This window comes from Nocardia sp. CDC159 (assembly GCF_023740735.1).
Lineage (GTDB): Bacteria > Actinomycetota > Actinomycetes > Mycobacteriales > Mycobacteriaceae > Nocardia > Nocardia pulmonis.
Window position 1 is genome coordinate 176,164 of the sequence record NZ_JAMRXH010000002.1, and the last position, 25,600, is coordinate 201,763.

The 25,600-nt window shown below is 69.6% G+C and carries 26 protein-coding genes; 14 read left to right on the plus strand and 12 right to left on the minus strand.

From position 1 onward, the window contains the following. The first annotated feature begins 195 nt into the window (after window positions 1-195). Genes NDR87_RS04525 through NDR87_RS04535 form a run of 3 tightly spaced genes read left to right on the plus strand, consistent with a single transcriptional unit; the run spans window position 196 to window position 1,605 of the window. The gene (locus NDR87_RS04525; RefSeq protein ID WP_251910056.1) at window positions 196-837 is read left to right on the plus strand and encodes an isochorismatase family cysteine hydrolase; all 642 of its coding nucleotides are present in this window, start codon (window positions 196-198) and stop codon (window positions 835-837) included. A gap of 44 nt (window positions 838-881) precedes the next feature. Continuing rightward, window positions 882-1,091: a hypothetical protein gene (locus NDR87_RS04530; protein ID WP_251910055.1), complete on the plus strand. Its 210-nt coding sequence runs from the start codon at window positions 882-884 to the stop codon at window positions 1,089-1,091. 37 nt (window positions 1,092-1,128) lie between these two features. Further along, complete coding sequence (locus NDR87_RS04535) at window positions 1,129-1,605, plus strand: NUDIX hydrolase (RefSeq protein WP_251910054.1); 477 nt, start codon at window positions 1,129-1,131, stop codon at window positions 1,603-1,605. A gap of 6 nt (window positions 1,606-1,611) precedes the next feature. Here the strand turns inward: NDR87_RS04535 and NDR87_RS04540 are convergent, their stop codons facing one another. From NDR87_RS04540 to NDR87_RS04555, 4 genes are all read right to left on the minus strand, one after another. Next, complete coding sequence (locus tag NDR87_RS04540) at window positions 1,612-3,876, minus strand: ATP-dependent DNA ligase (RefSeq protein WP_251910053.1); 2,265 nt, start codon at window positions 3,874-3,876, stop codon at window positions 1,612-1,614. A 72-nt stretch (window positions 3,877-3,948) separates the two neighbouring features. Next, entirely contained in the window at window positions 3,949-4,227 is a 279-nt protein-coding gene (locus tag NDR87_RS04545; RefSeq protein ID WP_372494096.1) for an antitoxin, read from the minus strand. A 16-nt stretch (window positions 4,228-4,243) separates the two neighbouring features. Then, entirely contained in the window at window positions 4,244-5,422 is a 1,179-nt protein-coding gene (locus tag NDR87_RS04550; protein ID WP_251910052.1) for an MBL fold metallo-hydrolase, read from the minus strand. Beyond that, on the minus strand, window positions 5,422-6,147 hold the full coding sequence (locus tag NDR87_RS04555) for an enoyl-CoA hydratase (protein WP_251910051.1): 726 nt from the start codon (window positions 6,145-6,147) through the stop codon (window positions 5,422-5,424). Before NDR87_RS04555 ends, NDR87_RS04550 begins: the two co-directional genes overlap by 1 nt. 86 nt (window positions 6,148-6,233) lie before the next feature. Here NDR87_RS04555 and NDR87_RS04560 point away from each other — a divergent pair, with 86 nt between their 5' ends. Continuing rightward, window positions 6,234-7,442, plus strand: coding sequence for an FAD-dependent oxidoreductase (locus tag NDR87_RS04560; RefSeq protein WP_251910050.1), 1,209 nt, complete (start codon window positions 6,234-6,236; stop codon window positions 7,440-7,442). Between the two features lie 3 nt (window positions 7,443-7,445). Here NDR87_RS04560 and NDR87_RS04565 read toward each other — a convergent pair whose 3' ends face one another. Further along, window positions 7,446-8,309 (minus strand): aldo/keto reductase, encoded by an 864-nt coding sequence (locus NDR87_RS04565; protein WP_251910049.1) that lies wholly within the window; start codon window positions 8,307-8,309, stop codon window positions 7,446-7,448. Between the two features lie 99 nt (window positions 8,310-8,408). Between NDR87_RS04565 and NDR87_RS04570 the strand changes: the two genes are divergently transcribed. Together NDR87_RS04570 and NDR87_RS04575 are read left to right on the plus strand one after the other, a co-directional pair. After that, window positions 8,409-8,705 (plus strand): helix-turn-helix transcriptional regulator, encoded by a 297-nt coding sequence (locus NDR87_RS04570; protein WP_251910048.1) that lies wholly within the window; start codon window positions 8,409-8,411, stop codon window positions 8,703-8,705. Beyond that, window positions 8,702-9,244 (plus strand): hypothetical protein, encoded by a 543-nt coding sequence (locus NDR87_RS04575; protein ID WP_251910047.1) that lies wholly within the window; start codon window positions 8,702-8,704, stop codon window positions 9,242-9,244. Before NDR87_RS04570 ends, NDR87_RS04575 begins: the two co-directional genes overlap by 4 nt. Before the next feature lie 81 nt (window positions 9,245-9,325). On the opposite strand, the gene NDR87_RS04580 is transcribed toward NDR87_RS04575, so the two are convergent. Genes NDR87_RS04580 through NDR87_RS04600 form a run of 5 tightly spaced genes read right to left on the minus strand, consistent with a single transcriptional unit; the run spans window position 9,326 to window position 16,419 of the window. Next, on the minus strand, window positions 9,326-10,966 hold the full coding sequence (locus NDR87_RS04580; RefSeq protein WP_251910046.1) for a carboxyl transferase domain-containing protein: 1,641 nt from the start codon (window positions 10,964-10,966) through the stop codon (window positions 9,326-9,328). Between the two features lie 58 nt (window positions 10,967-11,024). Next, window positions 11,025-11,627 (minus strand): ATP/GTP-binding protein, encoded by a 603-nt coding sequence (locus tag NDR87_RS04585; protein ID WP_251910045.1) that lies wholly within the window; start codon window positions 11,625-11,627, stop codon window positions 11,025-11,027. Beyond that, window positions 11,608-11,979, minus strand: a complete 372-nt coding sequence (locus NDR87_RS04590; protein ID WP_251910044.1) for a DUF742 domain-containing protein — start codon at window positions 11,977-11,979, stop codon at window positions 11,608-11,610. The genes NDR87_RS04585 and NDR87_RS04590 overlap by 20 nt, the downstream gene beginning before the upstream one ends. A gap of 7 nt (window positions 11,980-11,986) precedes the next feature. Then, window positions 11,987-12,400, minus strand: a complete 414-nt coding sequence (locus NDR87_RS04595) for a roadblock/LC7 domain-containing protein (protein WP_011207200.1) — start codon at window positions 12,398-12,400, stop codon at window positions 11,987-11,989. Next, the gene (locus tag NDR87_RS04600; RefSeq protein WP_251910043.1) at window positions 12,397-16,419 is read right to left on the minus strand and encodes an ATP-binding protein; all 4,023 of its coding nucleotides are present in this window, start codon (window positions 16,417-16,419) and stop codon (window positions 12,397-12,399) included. The genes NDR87_RS04595 and NDR87_RS04600 overlap by 4 nt, the downstream gene beginning before the upstream one ends. 318 nt (window positions 16,420-16,737) lie before the next feature. Here NDR87_RS04600 and NDR87_RS04605 point away from each other — a divergent pair, with 318 nt between their 5' ends. From NDR87_RS04605 to NDR87_RS04630, 6 genes are all read left to right on the plus strand, one after another. Further along, window positions 16,738-18,819: an AMP-binding protein gene (locus tag NDR87_RS04605; RefSeq protein WP_251910042.1), complete on the plus strand. Its 2,082-nt coding sequence runs from the start codon at window positions 16,738-16,740 to the stop codon at window positions 18,817-18,819. Between the two features lie 145 nt (window positions 18,820-18,964). Further along, window positions 18,965-19,369 carry a hypothetical protein gene (locus NDR87_RS04610; protein WP_251910041.1) on the plus strand — a complete coding sequence of 135 codons (405 nt, stop codon included), beginning with the start codon at window positions 18,965-18,967 and terminating at the stop codon, window positions 19,367-19,369. 151 nt (window positions 19,370-19,520) lie between these two features. After that, entirely contained in the window at window positions 19,521-19,889 is a 369-nt protein-coding gene (locus NDR87_RS04615) for a hemophore-related protein (protein ID WP_251910040.1), read from the plus strand. A 31-nt stretch (window positions 19,890-19,920) separates the two neighbouring features. Then, window positions 19,921-20,622, plus strand: coding sequence for a response regulator transcription factor (locus NDR87_RS04620; RefSeq protein WP_251910039.1), 702 nt, complete (start codon window positions 19,921-19,923; stop codon window positions 20,620-20,622). After that, window positions 20,619-22,010 carry a HAMP domain-containing sensor histidine kinase gene (locus NDR87_RS04625; protein WP_251910038.1) on the plus strand — a complete coding sequence of 464 codons (1,392 nt, stop codon included), beginning with the start codon at window positions 20,619-20,621 and terminating at the stop codon, window positions 22,008-22,010. The genes NDR87_RS04620 and NDR87_RS04625 overlap by 4 nt, the downstream gene beginning before the upstream one ends. A gap of 27 nt (window positions 22,011-22,037) precedes the next feature. Further along, window positions 22,038-23,207, plus strand: a complete 1,170-nt coding sequence (locus tag NDR87_RS04630; protein WP_251910037.1) for a hypothetical protein — start codon at window positions 22,038-22,040, stop codon at window positions 23,205-23,207. On the opposite strand, the gene NDR87_RS04635 is transcribed toward NDR87_RS04630, so the two are convergent. Then, entirely contained in the window at window positions 23,208-23,567 is a 360-nt protein-coding gene (locus NDR87_RS04635) for an FKBP-type peptidyl-prolyl cis-trans isomerase (RefSeq protein WP_251910036.1), read from the minus strand. It abuts the gene before it with no gap. Window positions 23,568-23,678: 111 nt separating this feature from the next. Between NDR87_RS04635 and NDR87_RS04640 the strand changes: the two genes are divergently transcribed. Both NDR87_RS04640 and NDR87_RS04645 read left to right on the plus strand, forming a co-directional pair. Next, window positions 23,679-24,482 (plus strand): RNA methyltransferase, encoded by an 804-nt coding sequence (locus tag NDR87_RS04640; RefSeq protein ID WP_251910035.1) that lies wholly within the window; start codon window positions 23,679-23,681, stop codon window positions 24,480-24,482. Continuing rightward, window positions 24,479-24,772, plus strand: a complete 294-nt coding sequence (locus tag NDR87_RS04645; protein ID WP_251910034.1) for a DUF2537 domain-containing protein — start codon at window positions 24,479-24,481, stop codon at window positions 24,770-24,772. The genes NDR87_RS04640 and NDR87_RS04645 overlap by 4 nt, the downstream gene beginning before the upstream one ends. Here NDR87_RS04645 and NDR87_RS04650 read toward each other — a convergent pair. Beyond that, complete coding sequence (locus NDR87_RS04650) at window positions 24,769-25,500, minus strand: hypothetical protein (protein WP_251910033.1); 732 nt, start codon at window positions 25,498-25,500, stop codon at window positions 24,769-24,771. The genes NDR87_RS04645 and NDR87_RS04650 overlap by 4 nt on opposite strands. Window positions 25,501-25,600 lie beyond the last annotated feature (100 nt).

Below are 25,600 nucleotides of genomic sequence, written 5' to 3' on the forward strand. Positions count from 1 at the left end.
CGACCGCACCCCACCATCGGGCACTCACGGTAACGCTGCGAAAGAAGCAGGTCAACGACCGTGATGGGAATTTCGCAGGGTTGCGAAGATTCGCCGCCCTTCCGTAACCCGCGGTTCCCCACCGTTATCCGGCCCTTACGAATCCGCTCCCACGCCACTAGATTGGGCCGAGATCAACGCGAGACGGAGGCAGGCGTGCGGCACGGTAATGGGCTCGACATTCCCGAGGGGCTCGGTGATCTCTGTTCGCCGAGTCGGATGGCCTTGATCGTCTATGACATGCAGGTGGGCGTGCTGTCGCAACTCGAGGACGGCGAGCAGATCGTGGCGCGCGTGGTGCGGCTGGTCGAGGCGGCCCGGCGCGGCGGCTATCCGGTGATCTTTCTGCGACATATGTTCCTGCCCAAGCGCCTCAGCGGCCGCTTCGCCCTGCGGATGGCCATGTCCTGGCAGCAGGTCGATTCCGTCGACGAGGTACGCCCGATCCTGCAGCGCGACACGCCCGGCTTCCAACTGTCCCCGGAACTGCGGCCCACCGAGGACGAGATTGTCTTCGACAAGACCAGCATGTCGGCCTTCGAGGGCACACCCCTCGCCTCGACCCGGCGCGATCTGGGGATCGTCTCCTATGCCATCGCGGGTGTGGCCCTCGAGATCGGCATCGCCCCCACGGTCACCCACTCCACCGATCTCGGCTTCGTTCCCGTGGTGGTCGAGGACGCCTGCGGCGGTAAGGACAAGGCCGCCATGGGCCGGGCTCTGGACGACTTCGCCTTCCAGGGCAATGCGGTGGTCACCGACGTGGAAACCATTGTCCCGCTGCTGGAACAGGGCTGATTCTCACCCCGGCACGGTCGGCCCACCTGGATTACCGTGGCGGCGTGGGGTTTACCGATTACGGACCGGGTGATGTCGTCTACTTCCCGGAGAGACCGTTCACCGGCCTCTGCGCGGTGGTGCGGGAGGTCGACTCCCGCAGGGCCACCCTGCGCATCGACCTCGGCGAGGGTCCGACCCACCGCGAGGGCGGCGTTCTGCGCGAGCGTCGACACAGCCTGACGGTGGGGTTCGACGAGGTCGAACTGGCCTAGCGGCCGCCTACCTTCGACACGTGCATAGCCTGGGGATGTGGAGCGAGCGGAATATCTTGCCGGACTGGCACGTAAGCGCGTAGGGGCCGGGGTGCTGTTTTTCGATGCGGCCGGGCGGATTCTGCTGGTGGAGCCGACCTACAAGGATCACTGGGAGATTCCGGGTGGGGCGGTGGAGGCGGACGAGTCGCCGGGCGCCGGTGCCGTCCGCGAGATCGAAGAGGAGCTGGGGCTCGGGTTTACGCCGGGACCGATGCTCGTCGTCGATTGGGTTGCGGCGCGGGGTGATAAGAGCGAGGGGCTGATGTTCGTCTTCGATGGCGGAACTCTGTCGGCGGAGCGAGCGGCGACGATTGCGTTGCCCGCGGACGAGCTGCGGAGCTGGGCCTGGTGCGATCAGGAGGCGGCGGCGCGGCGGCTGCCGGATCTGTTGGCGCGCCGGGTCAGTGCCGCTCGGCGGGCGCGGGAAGCGGGGGTCACCGCCTATTTGGAGAACGGCTCTCCGGTCGGCTGAGCCGCCTCAGTCCGAGGCCGGGATCCAGGCCGGATGCCACATGCGGCCGGATTCGGTCCAGTTCATATAGCGGACGGTGCCGGTGAGTTTCGGGGTCACCCACACCGCGTCCTTGCGTTCGTCGGAGGTGAGGTCGTTGTCGAAAGGGCTGGTCTTGCGTTCCAGGCGGTGCAGTTGGGCGGCGAGATCGGACATCTCCTGATCGCTGAAGCCGGTGCCCACCCGCCCCACGTAGAACAGGCGGCCCTCGTGCGGGATGCCGACCAGTAGGGAGGCGAATTGCCTTGCGTCACTGCGTCGGTAGCCGCCGACGACCACCTGCTGGGTGCGCCAGTTGCGGGTCTTGACCCAGGAGTGGCCGCGCTTGCCGGGCAGGTAGACCGAATCCTTGCGCTTGGCGACCACCCCCTCCATGCCGTTGTCCTGGCTGTAGCGCAGCGCGTGGGCGCCGGGTCCGTCGAGCCGGGGCGGCACCACCAGGGACGGGGCGCGACCGGCCAGCACCTCCAGCACCCGGCGGCGGTCGGAATAGCGTTTGCGCAGCAGGGAGGTGCCGTCCAGGTACAGCACGTCGAAGGCCACGAAGACGGCCTGGGCCGCATCCGCCTGTAGCAGGCCGAGATTGGCGACGCCATGGTCGTCGAAGACCACCGCCTCACCGTCGAGAACCACTCTGTGCCCGGACAATTCGCTACCGAGCGCGGCCAGCCGCGGATAGCGGCCGGTGACGATCAGGCCCTTGCGGCTGCGCAGGGTGACCGCGCCGTCCTCGATCTCGGCGATCAGCCGGAAGCCGTCCCATTTGGTCTCGAACGCCCACTCCTCGTCGTCGAGGGTCGACACGTCGCCGGGGGTGGCGAGCATCGGCGTCAGCCCGCGCGGCAGTTCGACCGGCCCGGATCGGCGCGCGCCGCCGCCGCGGTCGCCGTTGCCCGCCTCCGGCTCGGACTTCATCAGATGCATGAGCCAGTTCTTGCCGTCGGTCTGGATCAGCGCATAGCGGCCCTCGATGCGCTCGCCGTGCAATCGGACGATGACCTCGTCCTCACGCCACTTTTCGGTCTCGTAGGTGCCGGTGTCCCAGATCGTCATCTCACCCCCGCCGTACTGGCCCTTGGGGATGGTGCCGTGGAAGGTCAGATATTCCAGCGGATGGTCCTCGGTGTGCACGGCCAGCCGGTTTTCGTCGCTGGAGGTGGGCGGGCCCTTGGGCACGGCCCAGGACACCAGGACACCGCCGCGCTCGAGCCGCAGATCCCAATGCAGCCGCCGGGCATGATGTTCCTGGATGACGAACCGATTGCCCTCGCCCTCGTCCGGCGGCCCGGGCGGCACCGGCTCGGGGGTGCGGGCCGGATCGCGCATGGAGCGGTAGGTGTCCAGCGGATCGGAAACCGCCTGTCCCAGCGGCGGATCCAGCCCGGCCAGCACATCGCCGTCTGTGCGCCAGCGCTGCAACACCTCGTCGAAGGTCAAGTGCCGCAGGCGTTTGCGGTTCTCGATCTCGGCCCAGGTGCGCGGTGCGGCGACCGTGGGATGGGTGCGGCCGCGCAGCGAGTACGGTGCGATGGTGGTCTTGGCCGGATTGTTCTGACTCCAGTCCAGGAAGATCTTGCCCGGCCGGGCCGATTTGGCCATGGTCGCGGTGACCACATCCGGATGCAGCCGCTCCAGCCCGGTCGCGACCTGTTTGGCCACGGTGGACGCGCCGCCCGAACTGAGCACCCGGTCCAGCGGCACGTAGACGTGGATCCCCTTGCTGCCGCTGGTGACCGGATAGGCCTCGAGGCCGACATCGCGCACGGTATCGCGAATCCACAGCGCCACCTCGGCGCATTCGGGCAGGCCCATCCCGGGACCCGGGTCCAGATCGAAGACCAGCCGGGTGACCGGTCCGACCTCGTCGTCGGCAAAACGCCATTGCGGCACATGGATTTCCAGCGCGGCCTGCTGGCCGAGCCAGGCCAGCCCGGCCACCGAGTCGATCTCCGGATAGACCACGCGGCGATCGGAGTGTTCGACCTGGTGTCGCCGGATCCACTTCGGCGCGTGCGCGGCGAGGTTCTTCTCGAAGAACGAGGGCTCCTCGACGCCGTTGGGCCAGCGCTTGCGGGTGACGGCCCGCCCGGCGATATGCGGCAGCAGGACGGGCGCGATGGTGGTGAAGTACTCGATGACCTCGCCCTTGGTGGTGCCCGTGGCCGGGTACAGCACCTTGTCGAGGTTGCTCAGCTCAACCTCGATACCCCCGAAGTCTCGGCGGGACACCATATTCGAAGGTTACAGGGCAGTACCGACAAAAACGGGCCGCTCGCGCTGCGAACGGCCCGTCACGGTGCGCAATCAGCCCTGCGGCTTGTCCCCCGCGGGCGGCACGGGCGGGGTCGGCGGCTCGGGCGCGGGCGGCGGAGTCGGCTGGGCGGGGGCGGCGCCGCCCTGCTCGGGAACGGCCTTCTTGATCGCCTCGGTGCCCTTCTCGATCTTGTCGGCGTACTTGCCGCCGGTCTTCTGATTGATCATCCCCCCGGCCTTGTCCACGGCCCCGTGGATCTTGTCCGCGTTCTCCGACGCCGCCTCCCGGCCCTTGCCGACCAAGCCCTTGAGCGTATCCAGCAGACTCATCAGCGCTACTCCTTACTCATCGGTCCTCGTCACTTACCTTCCGGACATCTTCCCACCAGCGGACCTGCGGTGATATCGCATTGGCATCGATCCGCTGACCCGGCAGCGGCACCGCGACCGTGGTTCCGGCCGCCTTGGCCGCGGCCACCAGCCGCTCCACCGGCTCCGACCAGCCGTGGAAGGCGAGATTGAAGGTCGCCCAGTGGATCGGCACCAACAGCCCGTGGCCCGGATCGCCGCCGCAGACGTCGGCGTGCGCGCGGACCGCCTCCTCCGGATTCATGTGCACATCCGGCCAGTGCACGTCGTAGGCGCCGATGGGCAGCAGCGTCAGATCGAACGGACCGGATGCCTCACCGATCGAGGCGAAGGCCGTGGTGTAGCCGGTGTCGCCGCCGAAGTAGACCCGCCGCGTCGGCCCGGCGAACACCCACGACGCCCACAGCGTGGTGTTGCGGATCAGGCCGCGGCCGGAGAAGTGCCGGGCCTCGGTGCAGGTGAGCACGAGATCGCCCGCACCGGGACCGGTCCCGGTCAGGCAATACGAAGCGCCCCAATCCAATTCGACGATGCGCCGCTCGGGGACCCGCCACTTGCGCAGATGTGCGCCGATGCCGATCGGCACCACGAACGGCGCGTCCTGGGTGCGGGTGAGATCCCGCACGGTCTCCCGGTCGAGATGGTCGTAGTGATCGTGGGAGATGACGATCGCGTCCACCGGCGGCAGCTCGGTCAGCGTCACCGGCACCGGGTGCATGCGTGCCGGGCCGACCACCGGCGACGGCGAAACCCGTTCGCTCCACACCGGATCGACGAGAATCCGATAGCCGTCGACCTCGACCAGGGTGGAGGCGTGGCCGTACCAGGTGACCGCCAGATCGCCGGGCCGCTCGGGCACTTCCGGTGTGGTGAGCGGGATCTGGCCCGGCGGGCGGCCCACCCGATGCCGGGTCATGGCCGAAAGCACCAGCGACAGCGCCGATCCCGGCGCGACCTGGGTGCCGGGCTCGGTGTTGTGGAACTGACGGTTGCGATAGCGCGCCGAGGAGGCGGCGACGGGAGCGATCGCCGACACCGACGCGCCCATGGCCGAGGGAATGCCCCACGCGGCCCGCACCACCCAGGTCAATCCGACCACTCCGGCGACCCCGAGGGCGGCCCGGCGGACGAGGCCGAATACGGTGCGCGCGCCCATCAACGCCCCACGAACTTCGCCGCGCGCTTTTCTTCCCGGGCGGCCCGCGCTTCCTGGGCATCGGCGCTGGTCCAGGCCGCCTCCAGCGCGGCCCGCTGCTCAGGGGTGTCCACGTCGTGGGTGTCGTCGTCGTTGAGCACCAGCTTCATATGCCGCAGCGACAGCGGAGCCAGCTCCGCGATCGACTTCGCCCAGGCCTGCGCGTCTGCCAGCGTGCCGATTCGATTGGCGAAGCCGAAGGTGTAGGCGTCGGCGGCCGACACCGATTCGGCGCCCAGCAGGATGGTGCGCGCCGGTCCTCCGCCGATCAGCGCGGCCAGCCGCCGCACGGTCCAACCGTCTACCGACAGACCGAGTTTCGCGGCCGGAATCGCGAGGTAGGAGTCGGAGCTCATCACCCGCAGATCCGCCGCCAACGACAGTTGCACGCCCGCGCCGAGCGCGCCGCCGTTGATCGCGGCGATCACCGGAACCGGCACGGATTCGATGGTGTGCAGCATGTCGAGCAGCCCACCGAGGAAGTTCTGCGAGTAGACGCCGGACAGATCGGCGCCCGCGCTGAAGATCGGGCCCTGACCGGTCAGCACGATAACCCGGGCGGTCGCCGCGGCCTCGGACACGGCCGTGCGCAGCCGCGTCACCAGCTCCTCGTTGAGGGCGTTGCGGCGCTCCGGGCGCTGCAGTTCGATCGTGACCACGTCCCCATCGCGGCTCACTCCGAGCATCTGGCCTCCCCTGTGGTGCGGTGTAGGTTTCCTTCACTGTATGCGGCGTAAGGTTGCTTCCCCGTACCCGACGCACCCCGCGTAGGGTGACGCCGGTGACCGTCCCCGATTTCGAGATCCTGGTGATCGGCGCCGGACAGGCCGGACTGTCGGTCGGCTACCACCTGCGACGTCTGGGATTGCGGCCCGCCCAGGATTTTCTCATTGTCGATCACGCCCCCGGCGCGGGCGGGGCCTGGCAGTTCCGCTGGCCGTCGCTGACGCTCAGCACGGTCAACGGGGTCCATGACCTGCCGGGCATGGCATTCGCCGAGGCCTTGCCGGAGGGATCGGAGGATGTGCCCGCGGCCGCGGCCGTGCCGCGTTATTTCGAGCTGTACGAGAAGCGCTTCGAGCTGCGGGTGCGCCGACCGGTCTCGGTGCGGGTGGTGTGCGACCGGGCTACCCCGTCCACCTGCCCGCAGGCGGAGGTGGACGGTTTCCTGCATGCCGAGACCACGCGGCGAGCGGTCGGCACGCCGAACGGTAATCCGGGCGAATCACCAACCGCGCCAGCCGATCTGGACGCGAACGCGGAGCCGGGCGGCGAGCTGCGCGTGCGCGGGATCATCAATGCGACCGGCACCTGGGACAAGCCCTTCATCCCCTACTATCGCGGCGCGGAGACCTTCGCGGGCCGCCAGTTGCACGCCCATGACTACCGGACCGCGGCGGAGTTCGCGGGCACGCATGTGGTGGTAGTCGGGGCGGGCATCACGGCGGTGCAGCTGCTCGACGAGATCTCGCGGGTGACCACGACCACGTGGGTCTCGCGCACCGAACCTCGTTGGCGGGAGGGGCCTTTCACGCCCGAGGCGGGTCGCCGCGCGGTGGCGATGGTCGAGGAGCGCGTGCGGCGCGGGCTGCCGCCGCGATCGGTGGTGTCGGTGACGGGGCTGCCGATCGACGACCGCGTGCGCGCCGCCCGGGCGCGGGGTGCGCTCGAGTGGCATCCGATGTTCGCCGCCATCGAACCCGACGGCGTGCGCTGGGCCGACGGCAGCTTCCAGCCCGCACAGGTCATCCTGTGGTGCACCGGTTTTCGCAGCGCCCTCGATCATCTGGCGCCGCTGCGACTGCGCGGGCCGGGCGGTGGGATCACCATGACCGGACGCCTGGCGACCCAGGTCGCCGCCGATCCGCGCATCCATCTGATCGGTTACGGGCCGTCGGCCAGCACTGTCGGCGCCAACCGCGCGGGGCGGGCGGCGGCGGTGGAACTGACCGAATACCTGAGCCTGCCGGTGCGCCGGTAGGGCTCAGTCCAGATCGTCGACGCCGAGGGTCAGGGTCTCCGGGTCGCCGCCGATGCGGTTGCCGCTGTCGAGTGCGGAGATGCGTTCGATCTGCTCGGAGGTTAGCTCGAAGGAGAACACGTCGAAGTTCTCCGCGATCCGCGAGGGCGTCACCGACTTCGGGATCACGACATTGCCCAGTTGCAGATGCCAGCGAATGATCACCTGCGCCGGGGTGCGGCCGGTCTGCTGCGCGATCTCCACGATGGTCGGATCCTTCAGCTCCGCGCCCTGGCCCAGTGGGCTCCACGCCTCGGTCGCGATGCCCTTCTCGGCGTGGTACGCGCGCAGTTCGGCCTGGGTGAAGGTCGGATGCAGTTCGATCTGGTTGACCACCGGCACCTCACCGGTCTCCCCGATCAGGCGCTCGAGGTGGTCGACGGTGAAGTTGGATACGCCGATCGAACCGATCCGGCCCTGCGACTTCAGCGCCTGGAAGGCGCGGAACGTGTCGACGTAGCGGTCCGCGCGCGGCACCGGCCAGTGGATCAGGTACAGATCCAGGTAGTCCAGGCCGAGTTTGGCCATGCTCTCGTCGAAGGCCCGCAGGGTGGAGTCGTAGCCCTGCTCGGAGTTCCACAGCTTGGTGGTGATGTAGACCTCGTCGCGCGGCAGTCCGAAATCGGCGATCGCCCGGCCCACCTCCGCCTCGTTGCCGTAGATGGCGGCGGTGTCGATGCTGCGGTAGCCGACCTCCAACGCCTTGGTCACGGCGGCGACGGCCTCGTCCGGCGGGACCTGGAAAACACCGAACCCGAGCTTCGGAATCACATTGCCGTCGTTGAGGACTACCGAGGGGGTTGCGCTGCTCTCGCTTTTGAAGGTCACATTCCGACGGTAGAAGCGGTTCTCCGAGCGGTCAAACAACCCGGTCTGTGTGTTCGCCCTCGCTTGACAGGGCGTTGGGTTTTTACAACAATTCGTTGTGTGAGTCCGGTGAGAAGGGGAGAAACCCTACCGATCTACAACCGCATCGCGGTCTTGCGTGCCGAACATCGCATGACCCGCGCGGCGCTGGCCCAGGCGGTGAACGTCAATCCGCAGACGATCGGCGCGCTCGAGCGCGGCGATCACTATCCGAGCCTCGATCTGGCCATGCGGATCTGCGAGGTGTTCGGGCTGCCGATCGAGGCGGTGTTCTCCCGTACCGAATTCACGCCGCTGTCCGCGGAGGTCTATGCGCGTGTGCGGCCTCTGGATGCAGGAGAGGAAAAACGGTCATGACACAGGCAGGACTCGGTCTGATCGACCGATACACCGATATGCGCGTTCGGCGCTGGGAGGCGCTGGGCCGCCGCACCGCGGGAATGCTCCCGGGCTGGCGCACGCGCGGGCGGCGGCGCGCGCTGGTCGTGGCGGTCGCCGCGGCCATCGCGGCGTTCTTCGTCACCGGGCTGCTCTGTGCCTTCGATCTGCGGTGGGCGCCATACATCCTGCTCCCCGCGATGGTGATCTTTCTCCCCGCCTGGAGCATGCTTCGCATCGCCTGCGAACGACACGACAGCGCACCGGCTCAAGCCCTCGATGAACTGGAGATCGCCCAACGCAATGCCGCGCGCTCGATCGGCCTGGCCGTCACCCAGTCCCTGACCATCCTGCCGGTGTTCTATCTGATCATGGTCGGCTCGTTCCTGCCGGAGGCCGACGCTTTTCGCACCGCGTACGCCGGGGGCGCGATGGCCTTGGCGGCGCTGCTGGCGGGTGGTTGCGCCCCCGGCATGATCCTCGGCTGGACCCGCCCCGACCCGGACCCCGAACCCTGATCCCCTCGGCCGCACCCTTTCCCGCACCTCGCACCCCCTGTGGCCTGCCGCAACGGGTGCGAGCGGCGAGAAGGGGTGCGGCTAGTTCGGCAGGCGGCGGTAGCGGGCCTGGCGGAGGGCGCGGAGGCGGGGGACGGGGGTGGTACGGAGGGTGGCCAGTTCGGCCGCGATGGCGGTGGTCATGCGGTGGGCGAAGTCGAGGGGTTCGTCTGCGGCGTCCGGGTTTTCGGGGACGATGCGGTCCACGATTCCGTCGGCGAGCAGATCCGGTGCGCTGATTCGTTGTGCGGCGGCCAGTTCGGGGGCGTGCGCGGTGTCGCGATGGACGATGGCGCTCGCGCCCTCGGGCGGCAGCGGGGCCAGCCAGCCGTTGGCGGCGGCGAGGACCCGGTCGGCGGGCAGCAGCGCGAGCGCTCCCCCACCGCTGCCCTGGCCGAGCAGGACCGAGATGGTCGGGGTGTCGAGCATGACGAGATCGGCCAGGCAGCGGGCGATTTCGGGGGCCAGGCCGCGCTCCTCGGCCTCGCGCGACAGCGCCGCCCCCGCGGTATCGATGATCAGCACCAGCGGCAGCCCGAGTTCGGCCGCCAGGTGCATGCTGCGGCGGGCCTCGCGCAAAGCGGCCGGGCCCATGGTGTTCTCACCGGTCTGCCCGGCACGGTCATGGCCGAAGATCACGCAGGGCTGGCCACGCAGTCGGGCCAGGGCATGCACCACGGTGCGATCGGATTCGCCCTGCCCGGTGCCGCTCAGGGGAACTCGATCGGTGGCTCGGCGCAGCAGCGCCCGGATGCCGGGCCGGCCCGGTCGCCGGGAGGCCAGCACGGAGCGCCAGGTGGAATCCGCCGAGTTCCGTTGTGCTGCCGGGCTTTCCGGATGATCGGTCCCGCCAGATGTTGGCACGGCGACGGCAGGGCTCGACGGCGAGGTTGCGGCACTCGGCTCGATGACGGCAGGGGCCGCCGCACGCGGCTCGACGACGGCAGGACTCGACGACGGGGCCGCCGCATTCGGCAGGGCCGCGGCCCGGTCCGGGGGAAACGCCTGTCGCTCGGGGCCTTTCACCACGTTCAGGACCCGGTGCACGATTCGTCGGAAGACCGGCAGCGGGACCACGCCGTCGATCACCCCGCGGCGATACAGATTCTCCGCGGTCTGTACGCCGTCGGGGAAGGAGTGCCCGTAGAGCGCCTGGTAGACGCGGGGGCCGAGGAAGCCGATCAGGGCGCCGGGCTCGGCGAAGGTCATGTGCCCCAGCGATCCCCACGAGGCGAATACTCCGCCCATCGTGGGATTGCGCAGGTATACCAGATACGGATGTCCGGCCGACCGGTGCGCGGCCACCGCGCCCGCGACCTTGACCATCTGCACGAAGGCGACCGTGCCCTCCTGCATGCGGGTGCCGCCGGAGGCCGGGGATGCCAGTAGCGGCAGGCCCAGTTCGGTCGCGCGTTCCACCGCGGCCACGATTCGCTCGGCCGCCGCGACGCCGATGGATCCGGCGAGAAAGCCGAATTCACAGGCGATCACGACCACCCGCCGTCCGCGCAGTCGCCCCTCGCCGGTCAGCACCGACTCGTCGGCGCCGGACCGGGCCCTGGCCGCACGCAGCTCGGCGTCGTATTCGGCCGAGGTGGCGACCACCGGTGGCGGACGATCCCAGCTCTGGAACGAGCCGGGGTCGAGCACACCGTCCAGCAGCTGCCGCGCCGAGATCGTCACCCGCGCAGCCTAACCGGCCCACACCGCAGCTCCGGAACCCGCTGCGGTGCAGACCGATTCAGTAGCCCTGGACGACCTTGCGCAGTGCGTATTCGGTCACCGAGACCAGTGCCTGCTTCACCGGCTCGCGGCGGCGAGCGTCGATCGACAGGATCGGAACATCCGCGGGCACCGCGAGCGCCTGGCGGATGTCCTCGATCGGGTACCGGGGCGCATCGTCGAACTCGTTGATGGCCACCAGGAAGGGTAGGCTGCGCGCCTCGAAGTAGTCGACCGCGGCGAAGCTGTCCTCCAGTCTGCGGGTGTCGACCAGCACCACCGCGCCGATGGCGCCGCGGATCAGGTCGTCCCACATGAACCAGAAGCGGTACTGGCCGGGCGTGCCGAACAGGTAGAGCACCAGGTCATCGGCGAGGCTGATCCTGCCGAAGTCCATGGCCACGGTGGTGGTGGCCTTCGACGGCACCGCCGCCAGGCTGTCGACGCCGACACTGGCATTGGTCACCAGGGCCTCGGTGCGCAGCGGAACGATTTCCGAGACTGCACCGACCAGGGTCGTCTTACCCACACCGAAGCCACCCGCGACCACGATCTTGGCCGAGGTGGGCTTGCTGGTCCGGGTGTCGACCTGGGCCGTCGAATCAAATACGCCGGAGTCCACTGAGAACCCTTTCGATCAGCTCGCGACGTTCATCGTCGCTCGAATCGTCTTTCAATGTCGCCGAAACTCGTACATGGCCGGCCTCGATGAGGTCGGCCACGAGTACTCGCGCCACCCCGATGGGAATACCCAACCGGGCCGCCACCTCGGCGACAGACGGCGATTCTCTGCACAACTCCACGATTGACGTCTCGATGTTGGTGAGTTCGAACTGCCGCTCGAGGGCGACCGGATGCGATGCGACGAGCGCCTCCAACGCCAGATCCACCTTCGGCCGCGTGCGACCGGAGGTCAGTGAATACGGGCGGACGAGGCTTGGCTCGCTCCCCACGCGCTGGTTGTCTATGTCCATCCCACCATCAGGAACCCATCGTGACGCGAGGTGTGGCCTGAACTGTCTGGCCCACTCGCTCGACCAACAACGCCATCTCGTATCCCACCTGTCCGATGTCGCAGGACGTGTTGGTCAGCACCGCCAGATAGGAGCCGTCGCCGACCGCCATCAGCAGTAGGTAGCCGTGTTCCATCTCGACGACCGACTGCAGCACCGTGCCGCCTTCGAACAGATTCGACACACCCACCGAAAGGCTGGCGAGTCCTGCGGTCACAGCCGACAGCTGCTCGGCACGGTCGACGGGCAACTGAGCGCTCGCGGCCATCAACAGACCGTCCGCCGAAACCAGCACGGCATGAGCGACGCCCGGAACCTCGTTGGCGAAGTTCGAAACCAGCCAATCCAGCTGACGGTTCGTACCACCTAGATCGGGGTTCATCGGTCTCCTTTATCTCCGGTTAGGTTCATTGCTCTCATTGCGCGGCCATCCCGGACGCCCTGCTGGTGACGACTCAGACTTGACCTGATGGATTCTGGGTCACGACGCGGTGCGCGGTCGGCGTTTCCGGTGACTCCACCGGGAACGAGCCGGTTGCCCGGATCGCGTTGCGGCAATCCGGCCGCGGTTCGCTTCTCCGGCTGCGCCTCCACGGCCCGCCGAGCAGCTTGCCAGCCTTCATCACCCGGTGATTCGAAGGAGGCGGCCACTTGGGACCGGTCCGGATTCGGATCAGCCAACCACGCCGACATCATCTCAGCGAAGATCGGGCTGTCCATCGAGCCCCCGGATTCCACCGTGGGCTGCAACCGGGTCTGGAAGAACGAGGCCGCCTTCTGCGGATTGGCCCGGAAGCTGTGCCGACCCCGCTCGCGGCCCTCGCCCGCCTCGGCCGACTTGTCCGCCGGGCCTTCGGCATTCGGCAGGCTCAGTCCGGGCGTCGGCGCGGGACGCGGCGGCAGGCCGGCCCCCGGCTGACGCTGCGGCAGACCGGCCGCGGCGGAGTGCCGTCCGGTCGATCCCGAATCCCGCTGCGGCAGGCCGTTACCGCCGCGCTGCGGCAGACCGTTGCTCCCGCCCTCGCGGCGCGGCAGACCGTTGCCGCCCGAGTCCCGCTGCGGCAGGCCGGTCGCCCCGCGCTGCGGCAGGCGAGATTCGCTCGACCCGCGCTGCGGCAGGCCGATCGCGCCGGGATCCGCCGCCGACGCGCCCGAATCGGCCGATTCGCGCTGCGGCAGACCGGCGCTGCCCGGCTCGCGCGGCGTGCGCCCGGAGTCACCCTTGCCCCGCTGCGGCAGGCCGATCGAGCCCGAATCCCGCGACGGCAGACCCGACTCGGTGGAGCCCCGCTGTGGCAGACCGGACTCGGTCGAACCACGCGACGGCAGACCGGACTCGCTCGACCTCCGGGACGGCAGACCCGACTCGGTCGAACCGCGCGACGGCAAACCCGACTCGGTCGAACCACGCGACGGCAGACCCGACTCGGTCAAGCCGCGCGACGGCAGACCGGACTCGCTCGACCTCCGCGGCGGCAGACCCGACTCGGTCGAACCGCGCGACGGCAAACCGGACTCGCTCGAACCACGCGACGGCAGACCCGACTCACTCGAACCACGCGACGGCAGACCGGATTCGCTCGACCTCCGTGACGGCAGGCCGGATTCGGTCGAACCGCGCTGCGGCAGCCCCGATGCCCCGGCGTCACGCTTGGGCAGCCCGGTGGCACCAGGCTCGCGGGACGGCAGACCACTCGACCCCACGTCACGTGACGGCAGGCCCGGCGCACCCGCATCCTGGGACAACCCGGTGGGCGAGCCCTCACGCTGGGGCAGGCCCTTGCCCGAATCCCGTTGCGGCAGACCGTTGGCCCCGCGCTGGGGCAGGCCGCCACTACCGGACTCGCGCGCCGGAACACCGTTCGCGCCGGGCTGGCGCTGCGGCAAACCGGACGAACCGGGCTCGCGTGCCGGGAGACCGTTGGCCGCCGATTCGCGCGCGGGGAGTCCGCTGCCACCCGGCTCGCGCGGTCCGGGCGCGGCCGCACCCGACTCCCGCTGCGGCAAACCGCCGGGACCGGCGGGCGGCAGACCGGTCGAACCGCGCTGCGGCAGACCGCCGACGCCCGGTTCGCGCGGCGGCACGCCACCGGCGCCCGGATCACGCTGCGGCAGCCCGCCCTTGCCGGCGTCGGCGAGGCCGTGCCGCACGGTCGGACCGTTGGCGCCGGGCTGGCGCTGCGGTAGCCCACCCGGAATCGCGGTGCCGGGCTGGCGCTGCGGCAGTCCGTTGCCGGGCGCGGCCGCGCCGTTGGCGGCGGTGCCATTGGCCGCGGCCGCCCGATCGCCCCGTTCCCCGGCCGGGATCGGTCCGCTGCCATGCGGATCCACGGTGACCATCACATTGCCGCTCGGCGTGCGGGTGACCGCGCGCATCTGCATCGAGGACGGCGCGCTCGGGCCCTGCGGGGTCGGCGTCTGCTGGGTCGGCTGCGGCGGCACGGTCAGCGAACCACCCGCGGGTGCCACGATGAGCGCCTTGGGCACGTGCACGGTCACGGTCACGCCCGGATCGCGCGCGGTGTCGAAGGTCGGCCGCAGCCGCACGGTCAGCCCGTGCCGCTCGGCCAGCCTGCCGACGACGAACAGGCCCATGTGCCGCGCGGTGTCGGGGCCGACCTCGGCGGTGCTCTCCAGCCGCCGGTTGATCTCGGCCATTTCGGCCGGGGGCATACCGATGCCGCGGTCGGCGACCTCGATGAGCAGGCCCTGGTCGTGCGCCTGGGCGAAGGTGAACTTGACGTCGGTTTCCGGCGGCGAGGCGCGTAGCGCGTTGTCCAATAGCTCCGCGAACAGGTGCGCCAGGTCGGAGGCGGCCGGTTCGGTGATGGCGCCGCGCGGGGTGGCGCCGAGCTTCACGCGCTCGTAGTCCTCCACCTCGGAGATGGCCGCGCGCAGCACGTCGGCGATCTCGACCGGCGCGGACTTGCTGCGCCGCTGCCGGGTACCGGCGAGGATCAGCAGGTTGTCACCGTTGCGGCGCATGCGGGCCGCGAGGTGGTCCAGCCGGAACAGGTTCTCCAGCAGGCGCGGATCCTTCTCGTCGTACTCCATCGCCTCGATGAGCGAGAGCTGATGGTCGACAAGGGACTTGGAGCGCCGGGCCAGGGTCTCGAACATGTCGTTGACCTGGGTACGCATGGCGGCCTGATCGGCGGCCAGGCGCAGCGCCTGCCCGTGGATGTCGTCGACGGCGCGGGCCAGCTGGCCGATCTCCTCCTCGGTGTGCACCGGCATCGGTTCCAGCGGAACGTCTTCCGGGCTCGCCCCGTCGCGCAGTCGGGAGACCTCGTGCCCGAGGTCGTGCTCGGCGACGCGCAGCGCGGCCAGACGCAGGCGGCGCAGCGGCACGATCATCGAGCGGGCCATGATCACCGCGAGGATGAGCGCGGCGAGGATGGTCAGCACGACGATCACCGCATAGCGGATGGCATCGAAGCGGGCGTCGTCGGCAAGGGTGTCGACCCGGGCGATGACCTCGGAGCTCGACCTGTCGACGATCTTCTGATAGCGGTCCAGGCTGTCCACGGCGGACTGGCGCAGATCCTGCAGCGGCAGGTTTCCGACCGCCAAGTCCGTACTCTTGGCCACCTGAATTCGGGTTTCCACCAGCTGTTTCAGCTCGGCGATGAGCACGTCGGTGGCCGGGAAGCGGTTGGCCATGATGGCGAGCATCTGCTGCTCGGTGCTCGCCGCGACGAGGAAGTCGCGAACGCCGTCGCGCGCCGCCGCGGCGGCGGCTTCGAAGGCCTGGGTGTCCTTGGCCTGCTTCGCGGCTTCCATGGCGGTGCGATGGCGCAGCACCTTGGCCATCGCGGCGCTCTCCTGCACCATCACCGCACGGGTGTTCAGCGAATCGACCAGGCGAAGCTTGGCCGCCTCCACCTTCGGGTCGGAAACGGTCTGGGTGATCGCCTCGGCCGTGCGGACGCTGTTCTGCCGGATCGCCTCTTCCTGGGCGATGGCCTCGTCGATGTTCTTCGACGGCGCGGTGCCCTGCTGCCGGATCGCCTTGGCACCGGCGATCATCTTGTCGATCGCCTCGCGCCCGCCCGGAACGCCGTCCAACCGCGGCGCCGCCTTCTCGGCGGCCGCGAGCGCGCCGTCGAGCGCGGTGAGGTCGGCCTCCTGCACAAGCGATTGATTGGGGCCGAGCATGATCATCTGCTCGGTCGCGACGACACCCTGCTGACCACTCAGATTGGTTACGGCCGGAATCGTCTGCACGTGCCTGACGGCCTCGGCGAGCTCGCTGGACTCCCCGAACTGTGCCGCAATCCTGGATGCACCGAGCACCACCGCGACGAGGAGGGGCACGGCCAGCACCGCCGTAACCTTCCAGCGCAGGTCCCAGTTGCTAAGCGCCCAACGCTTGTTGCCGGACCTAGCGGCGTCACGCATCTCCCACTCACTTTCCAAACTGGCCCCAGCCACGCGCAATCAGCGAGCCCCCGCGATCGCACGCGCGGCTCGGCAGGCTGTGCAGGCCGAGAACTGCGGCTGGCCGAGAAATTGCGTCAATGACGGCCGAAATATGTGACATGCGATTCTAACGGATCAATAACTTCTTGTGTGACCTCTTGGCAACCACCGGTCGTTGACCTGCCCGTTTCGGACAAAATCGAAGGTCGCGGCGTCCGCCCGGACGTCGCGTGAAGTCTGCCACAATCAGGCAGATCTATCGAGGCGGGCATCGAAGCGAGGCAGGGAGTCACACGGTTGAACGCGAAGCAGGAGTACCGGCCTACGTACCAGACGAGCCTGGTAGATCCCTCCGACTTCTGGCGTACCGCGGCTCAGGCCATCACCTGGGATGTTCCGCCTGAAACGATCCTCGACAGCACCGCCCGTCCGACGGCCCGCTGGTTCCCGGACGCTCGCCTGAACACCTCCTACAACGCCCTCGATCGGCATGTGCGCGATTTCACATCGGAAGAGGGCTCGACGGGAGACGAGGCGAGCAGTGCTCTCGGTCCGACCGGCGGTCGCGCTGACCAACCCGCCCTAATATATGACTCCGCTATGACGGGCGCCACACTCGTCTACACCTACGCCGAGTTGCTCGACGAGGTCGCCACCTTCGCGGGGGCGATGCTGCGGCTGGGCGTGCGGACCGGCGACCGCGTCGTCATCTATATGCCGATGATCCCCGAGGCCGTGATCGCCATGCTGGCCTGCGCCCGGATCGGGGCGGTGCACTCGGTGGTGTTCGGCGGATTCGCCGCGCACGAGCTGGCCGCGCGCATCAATGATGCCGAGCCGGTGCTGATCGTCACCGCCTCGGGCGGATTGGAGCCGGGCAAGCGGATCGAGTACCCGCCGATCGTGATGGCGGCATTGGACGAGGTCGAGACGACCGCGCCGCGGCATGTGGTGGTCAAGCAGCGGGCGGGCTTCGCCACCATCCGGTTCAGCGTGCCGACCGACCATCTACCCGGCTCCTCGGAAACCGTTGCGGCGCAATGGCTGGACTGGGAGGACATGGTCCGCGACGCCGAACCCGCCGATCCGGTCCCGGTCGCGGCCACCGATCCGCTCTACATCCTCTACACCTCGGGCACCACGGGGAAGCCCAAGGGCGTGGTCCGCGACAACGGCGGGCACGCGGTCGCGCTGAGCTGGTCGATGCGCAACATCTACGACGTCGGCCCGGGGCAGGTCATGCTGACCACCTCCGATATCGGCTGGGTGGTCGGGCACTCCTACATCGTCTACGCGCCGCTGCTGGTGGGTGCGACGACCGTGCTCTACGAGGGCAAGCCGATCGGCACCCCGGACGCGGGGACGTTCTGGCGGTTGGTCGAACAGCACGGCGTGCACGTGATGTTCACCGCGCCGACCGCGCTGCGGGCGATCCGCCGCGCCGATCCGGACGCCGTGGCCGCGCACCGCCACGACCTGTCCTCGCTGCGCGCGCTGTTCTGCGCCGGGGAGCGCCTGGATCCGGCCACCTACGAGTGGGCCCGGAACACGCTGCTGGCCGATCGGCCGGACTGCCCGGTGGTGGACCACTGGTGGCAGACCGAGACGGGCTGGCCCATCTGCGCGGATCCGCTGGGGCTGCAGGAGCTTCCGATCAAGCCGGGTTCGGCGTCGGTGCCGGTGCCGGGCTATCGGCTGCGGGTGCTGGACTACGAGGGCGATGCGGTCCCCACCGGCACCGAGGGCAATATCGTGATCGGCCTGCCGCTGCCGCCGGGCACCCTGACCGGGCTGTGGGGCGACGACGAGCGGTTCGCCCGGTCGTATCTGTCCACCTACCCCGGCCACTACCTGACCGGCGACTCCGGTTACTTCGACGAGGACGGCTATCTCTACGTCCTCGGCCGCAGCGACGACGTGATCAATATGGCCGGGCACCGGCTGTCTGCGGGTGGGATCGAGGCCGCGGTCGCCGGGCACGCCGCGGTGGCCGAATGCGCGGTCATCGGCATTCCCGACGAGCTCAAGGGTCAGCGCCCGATCGCGTACGTGGTGCTCAAGGCGGATGTCGAGGTCGATCCCGAGCGGCTGCGCGAGGAGCTGATCGCGCGGGTGCGCGAGCAGATCGGCGCGATCGCGACGCTGCACGACGTGGTCGTGGTGCAGGCACTGCCCAAGACCCGGTCGGGAAAGATCCTGCGCCGCACCATCCGGCAGATCGCCTCCGGGGAGAGCTGGGAGATGCCCGCGACCATCGAGGATCCGTCGGTGCTCGTCGCGCTCGAGGACCAGCTCATCGCGGCCCGGGCCGACCAGCCGGACACCCTCGGCGGGGAGACCGCCGATCCGAAGGTGGCCGACGAGACCGTCCCGCGGTGATCTCCCTCATAGTTTTCTCAGTGTCCGCATCGGTGTCGTTTCCCACGCGAATCGCCGTGTGCCCGTAGGGTCTGGACGCGCCGAAGTCTTCCCGGCGCACCGAAAGAGATAGTTCCGCAGACGTTTCGGACGAAAGGGAACATTGATGATCTCGTTGCGTGCTCGATTCACCCGGACGGCCCTGACCCTCGGCGGGCTGGCCGCCGCCGCGGCCCTGGTGGCGCCCGGCACCGCCACCGCGGGTGTGGCCGACTACCTGGACCCGCTGGCCAACACCACCTGCTCGGCCGACCAGTTCAAGGCGACGATGAACGCGAAGTACCCGCAGCTGGTGGCCGCGCTGCCGCAGGAGAAGATGGATCAGCTGACCGCGATCCTGGATGTACCGGTCGAGCAGCGGCAGCAGAAGATCGCCGAGCGCCGCGCCGAGATCGAGCAGCGCGTCACCAACGATCCCCAGACCGCCGCGCTGCTGCAGGAGAATCCGCAGACCGGCGATGTGGTGAAGCAGATCTTCGAGGACGTCGCCAGCAGCTGCCAGGCGGCCTGACCGAGCCGGGCCGTCACGTGACGGCCCTCACACTTTTCTCACGATTGGTTCACAGCACGATCAGACGGGGAGCCTAACGTCGAATCGCCCGTGCCGCGGCGGGGCCGCGCGCCCCGCCGCGTCGGGACCACGTTCGAGTGAAAGGTTGTCCATGATCTCGCGAACCCGATTCGCCGCCGCCGCCGGCCTCACCGCCCTCGCGGCGCTGCTGCCCGCCACCGCCTCGGCCGATCCCACCGACGAGCTTGCGCCGCTGCTCGATTCGACCTGCAGCTTCGCCCAGGTGGACGCCGCCCTGCACGATCAGGCACCGAACTACGCCGCGATGCTCGACAACAACCCGAATGTGAAGAACCAGCTGCGGCAGCTGTTCGATCAGCCGATCGAGCAGCGCCGCGCACAGGTCCAGCAGTACCTCGCCGAACATCCGGATCAGGTCCAGCAGGCCGAGAACGACCCGCGCGCCGCCCAGGCCCGCCAGCTCATCCAGCAGCTGGCCGACACCTGCGCCAACTACTGACCGAGTCCGAGTCGACCAGCAGAATGGATCCGTGAGCAATGAGAATCCGACGGTCCTGTTGGTCGACGACGACGAGGACCTGCTGGCCTCGGTCGAGCGCGGCCTGCGCCTGTCCGGGTTCCGGGTGCTGATCGCCCGCGACGGCGCGGCCGCGCTGCGCTGTGTGGGCGAGCAGTCCCCCGACGCCATCGTGCTCGATATGAACATGCCGGTGCTCGACGGGGCGGGCGTGGTGACCGCGCTGCGAGCGATGGGTAACGAGGTGCCGATCTGCGTGCTGTCGGCGCGCAGCTCGGTCGACGACCGGATCGCCGGGCTGGAATCCGGCGCCGACGACTATCTGGTCAAACCGTTCGTCCTGGCGGAGCTGGTCGCCCGGATCAAGGCGCTGCTGCGCCGCCGCACCGACAGCGCGCCCGCCGCCACACCGGGCGCGATCACCGTCGGGCCGCTCGAGATCGACGAGGCGGGCTACCGCGCGCTGCTGCACGGCCACGAGATCGAGCTCACCAAGCGGGAATTCGAGCTGCTGTGCACCCTGGCCCGCAACGCGGGCGTGGTGCTGTCCCGGGAACGCCTGCTGGAACTGGTGTGGGGCTACGACTTCGCCGCCGACACCAATGTCGTCGACGTCTTCGTCGGCTATCTGCGCCGCAAGCTCGAGGGCGACGGCACCCCGCGCCTGCTGCACACCATCCGCGGCGTGGGATTCGTGCTGCGGGCGCCGAAATGACCTGGCGCGAGCGGTTCGCTCGGCGGCGACGCCGGTCCTATTCGCTGCGCACCCGGGTGGCCGCGGCCGCCGCGCTCGGCGCCTTCATCATCGCCGCCGTGCTGAGCTGGGCATCGGTGCGCGCCCTCGAGCACAACAACCTCGCCCAGGCCGATCAGGAGCTGACCCTCGCCTACCGGCTGGTCTCGCTGCAGCCGGTGCTCGCGGTCGGCCTGCTGTCGTTCGTCGGCCCCAACCGCGATATCGCCGTCACCGTGCGCGACAACGGTTCGGTGCTGGCCACCACGAGCGTGCGCCTGCCGGATCTGACCGCCGGTTCGCACACCCTGACCATCGACGGCACCAAGTGGCGGGTGTTGACGACCGCGGCGAACCAACCGGCGGGACGCGCGGTCTCGGTGGGCATCCCGCTGACCCAGGCCTATCGCAACACCGCCGAACAGCGCCGCTGGGTGCTCGCCGCGGCCGGACTGGCGGTGGCCGCCGCCGCCGGACTGGGCTGGGTGTTCGGCGGGCGCGCGGTGCGGCCGATCGCGGAGCTGACCCGGCAGGTCGGTGCGCGCAGCGGCACCGGCGAGCCCGAGGCGCCGGTGCACGTGACCGGTGTGCGCGAGGCGGAACAACTTGCCGACGCGGTCAATTCGCTGCTCTATCGCGTACACCGGGCGCAGGCGAGGACCGCGGCCGCACTGGAGACCGCGCGTGACTTCGCGGCCGTATCCGCTCATGAGCTGCGTACCCCGCTGACCGCCATGCGCACCGACCTCGAGGTGCTGCGCACCCTGCGCCTGGACGAGAATCAGCGCGCCGAGATCCTCACCGACCTGCAGCGCAGCCAGGGCCGGGTGGAGGCGACCCTGGCCGCGCTCGAACGCCTCGCCGCCGGTGAGCTCACCAACGAACGCGACCACGTGCAGACCGATGTCGCCGAGCTGATCGATCAGGCCGCGCACGACGCCATGCGGCACTTCCCCGCCCTGACCGTCCGCATCGATACCGATCCCGAGCTGATCACCCGCGGTCTGCCCACCGGCCTGCGCTTGGCCCTGGACAACGCGCTGGCCAATTCCGCCCGGCACGGCCGGGCGACCGAGGCGCTGGTGTCGGCGCACCGGGTGCCCGACGGTTCGATCGTGATCTCGGTCGACGACAACGGCCGCGGCATTCCGCAGGACGAGCGGGTGGCGGTGTTCGACCGATTCTTCCGCGGCAGCCAGGCGGGCAGGGGCGGCTCCGGACTCGGACTGGCCCTGGTCGCCCAGCAGGCCCAATTGCATGGCGGGCGCGCCTACTTCGACGACGGCACGCTGGGCGGGGTGCGGCTGGTGCTGGTGCTGCCGAATCGTCCGGTCCCTCTTACCGAACCCTCAGACGGCCGCCAGACCTAGCGCATTCGCGCGCCCTACAGTCGGGGGGTGACCGGAAAACGTGCCCGCTGGATTCTGCTCCTGAGCGCCGTCGTCGCCGTCGGCGCGATCGCCGGTGGCCTGGCCCTGTGGCTGCGCCCCGGCCCGGCGCCGACCGCGATCGCACTGGTCAACAGCGATACCGGCCCGACCGGAGCGAAGGTCGTCGAGGCGTTGCGGGCCGACGGCGCCCACGAGTGGCAGGCGGTGCGGCCCGAAGAGGCCGATGCCTCGCGGTACGCGGCGGTGATCACCCTGCCCGCCGACCTGTCCACCTCGGTCGGCTCGCTGGCCACCCCGCAACCGCGTCGGACGCAGGTCACGGTGGCCACCAACCGGGATGCCGATCCGAATCTGGTGAACGACGCGGTGAACCAGGTGACCCGGCGGATCAGCGCGGCGGGGATGGACGACACCCTGGCCGCGGTGGCGTCGGCGCGCGGGTCCATGCAGCAGGCGGCGTTCACCACGCAGCTGCTCGGCGCGGGAGTGAGGCTGGCCGCCGACGCGTCGAACCAGTTCGGCGGCGGTGCCGACCAGATGCTCGGCTTCCTGAACACGGCCAAGTCCGGGGCGGGCCAACTGACCTCGGGCATCGGCCAATTGAACGACGCCCTGGCCGCGGCGACCACCCAGGCCAACGGTCTGGCGGGCACGCTCGACGCGACCGGGGTGACCATCGGCCAGATCAACGACACGGCCCACGCCCTGACCGCCGGGCTGGACCAGGTGCTGCCGCTACTGCGCGCGCTGCCGTTCGCGGGCGATCCGCGGCTGGCCGACGCCATCGCCAAACTCGATGCGCTGCACGGCATCTCGAGCCAGGCCGGGGCGCAGCTGGCCGGATTCGCGCAGCTCACAGGCAGTAGCACCGATCCGGCCACACCCGTGGGCACCCTGCTGCGCGATGCGGCCGGGCGGCTGTCGGCCGCGGGCGCGCAACTGAATCAGGGTGCCGAACTCGCCAGGCAGGTTCCCCAGCTCGCCGATCAGGGCGCTGCGCAGCTGACCGCGGCCATGTCGGCGCTGACCGGCGGGGTGGCGCAGTTGCAGCAGATCGTGGCGAATCTGAATACCCAGACGGGCAAGGCGTTGACCGCCCTGCCCGCCCACAGCAGTACTCAACAGACCGTGATCGCGACCAATCTCAGCAATCCGGTCGACATCGTCCGCGAATGATCAGTTGACGTTCAGCAGATCGATCACGAAGACCAGCGTCTTACCCGACAGGTGATGACCCGCGCCCGCCGGACCGTAGGCCAACTCCGGCGGAATCGTCAGCTGCCGACGGCCGCCGACCTTCATGCCCGGAATACCCTCCTGCCAGCCCTGGATCAGGCCGCGCAGCGGGAAGGTGAGGGATTCCCCGCGATTCCAGGAGGAGTCGAATTCCTCGCCGCTGTCGTATTCGACGCCCACGTAGTGCACCTCGACGGTGCCGCCCGGCACCGCCTCGGCGCCGTCGCCCTCGACCAGATCCTTGATTACCAGCGTGGTGGGCGCGGGGCCGTCTTGAAATTCGACTTCCGGCTTGGTCATGCGTCCTCTTCCATTTCGATGAGTTGAGCCGACGTAGTGTGTTCACCATATCGCCGTCCCCCAAACGCCCCGAGGCGTGTGCCGCGCACCACTGCGGCAGGATGAACACCCGTGGCCGACGTGATCGACATCGACGACCCGGCGGATCCGCGGGTCGACGACTTCCGGGACCTCAATTCCGCCGACCGCCGACCGGACCTGCCGGGCCGCAAGGGACTGGTGATCGCCGAGGGCGTGGTCGTGGTGCGGCGCATGCTCGCCTCCCGCTACACCCCCTTCGCCCTGCTCGGAGTGGACCGTCGACATGCGGAACTGGCCGCCGATCTGGCCGGGGTGGATGTGCCGTACTACCGGACCTCGGCGCAGGTGATGGCCGAGGTGGTCGGATTCCATCTCAATCGCGGCGTACTGGCCGCCGCGCGCCGCCCGCCCGAGCGGACCGCGGACGAGATCCTCGCCGCCGCCCGGACGGTGGCGGTGCTCGAGGGCGTGAACGATCACGAGAACATCGGCTCGATCTTCCGCAATGCGGCCGGGCTGGGCGTGGACGCGGTGCTGTTCGGCGACCGCTGCGCCGATCCGCTCTACCGCCGGGCGGTGCGGGTGTCGATGGGACATGTGCTGCGGGTGCCGTTCGCCCGGCTGCCGAGCTGGCCCGACGGGCTGGGGTTGCTGCGCGACAAGGGATTTCGCATCATTGCCCTGACCCCGAATCCGGCCGCGGTGAACCTGGCCACCGCGATGACCGGCGATCGGGTGGCACTGCTGCTCGGCGCCGAGGGTCCGGGCCTGACGGAGGAGGCCATGCGCGCCACCGACATTCGCGCCCGCATCCCGATGTCGCCGGGCACCGACTCGCTGAACGTGGCCACCGCGGCCGCGATGGCCTTCTACGAAAGGGTGCGCACAACGTGACCGGCACTCCGTATCAGCCCGCCCGCGAGCCCACACCCTGGGCGCCCGGGCTGGCCGTGGCCGCCCTCGTCGCGGCGCTCACCGCGGCGGGCGTCTGCTCCTTCGGAGCCGCACTGGCCCAGGTGCACTGGACCCTCGCGGTCGCGGTGAATCTGATCGCGGTGGGCGGGGCCGCCCCGACCGCGTGGCGCTGGCGCGAGACGCCGGTGACGCGCTGGGTTCTCGCGGGAATGACCGTCGGGGTGCTGCTCGGCTGGATCGTGCTGCTGATCGCGGCGGTCGCCGCCTAGGACACCCGGTCGCGGCCGCGCAACCAGCCGAACCAGCGTCTTCCGTTGTGCGTCGGGGTTTTCGGCTCCTCCGGCCGGACCGCGGGCGGGGCCTCGCCCTTGGGATAGAGGCTGAAACCGCACACCGCGATGTCGGCCGGGCGCAGGGCGTCGTCCCCGGCGTCGTGGTAGCGGAAGCCGAGCCACTCGTGATTCGCGGCATCGGCGAAGGTCGGCGGATCGAACGGCAGGATCTGCGGATCGGGCAGCTCGCCGGGTCGCAGCTGGACCGGATGCTCCCCGGCCCAGAACGGTCGCTCCCAGACCTGCGGCAGGCCCTCGTCGGTGAGGATGTTCACCCGGGTGGCGCTGAACGCGCGCCGGAATTCGCCACGCTCCCAATGGGCGAACGAGCCCCAGCCACGCGGGGCGTCGTAGGCGATCAGATAGGTGTGTTCGGAGGCGAGCGGGCGTACCAGCAGTTCCGGCAGCTCGGTGGGGTGCGCGAGGGCGGCCTGGGTGGTGCACACGACCGTCACACCCGGATAGCAGCCGATGTACACCGCGCCCGGATCCGGTCCGGCCCAGACCTTCAGCGTGCCCGAGGCGGCGGGCACCACATCGCGATCCGGGTTGAGCTGCTTGGCCAATGCGAACGCGGCCTCGGGATCGGGATCGGGATGGTCCCGCAGCACCGATACGGGATCGGGGTCGTCGACGTACCACAGGGACGAAGCTGTAGACGGCACTCCCGACACCTCCAGGTCTATCCCCGGCTCCGCGATCTGCCCGATGCCCGTCCGAATCGCACGAACGGCATATAAAAAATCTACTCCCCGAGACCGCGAA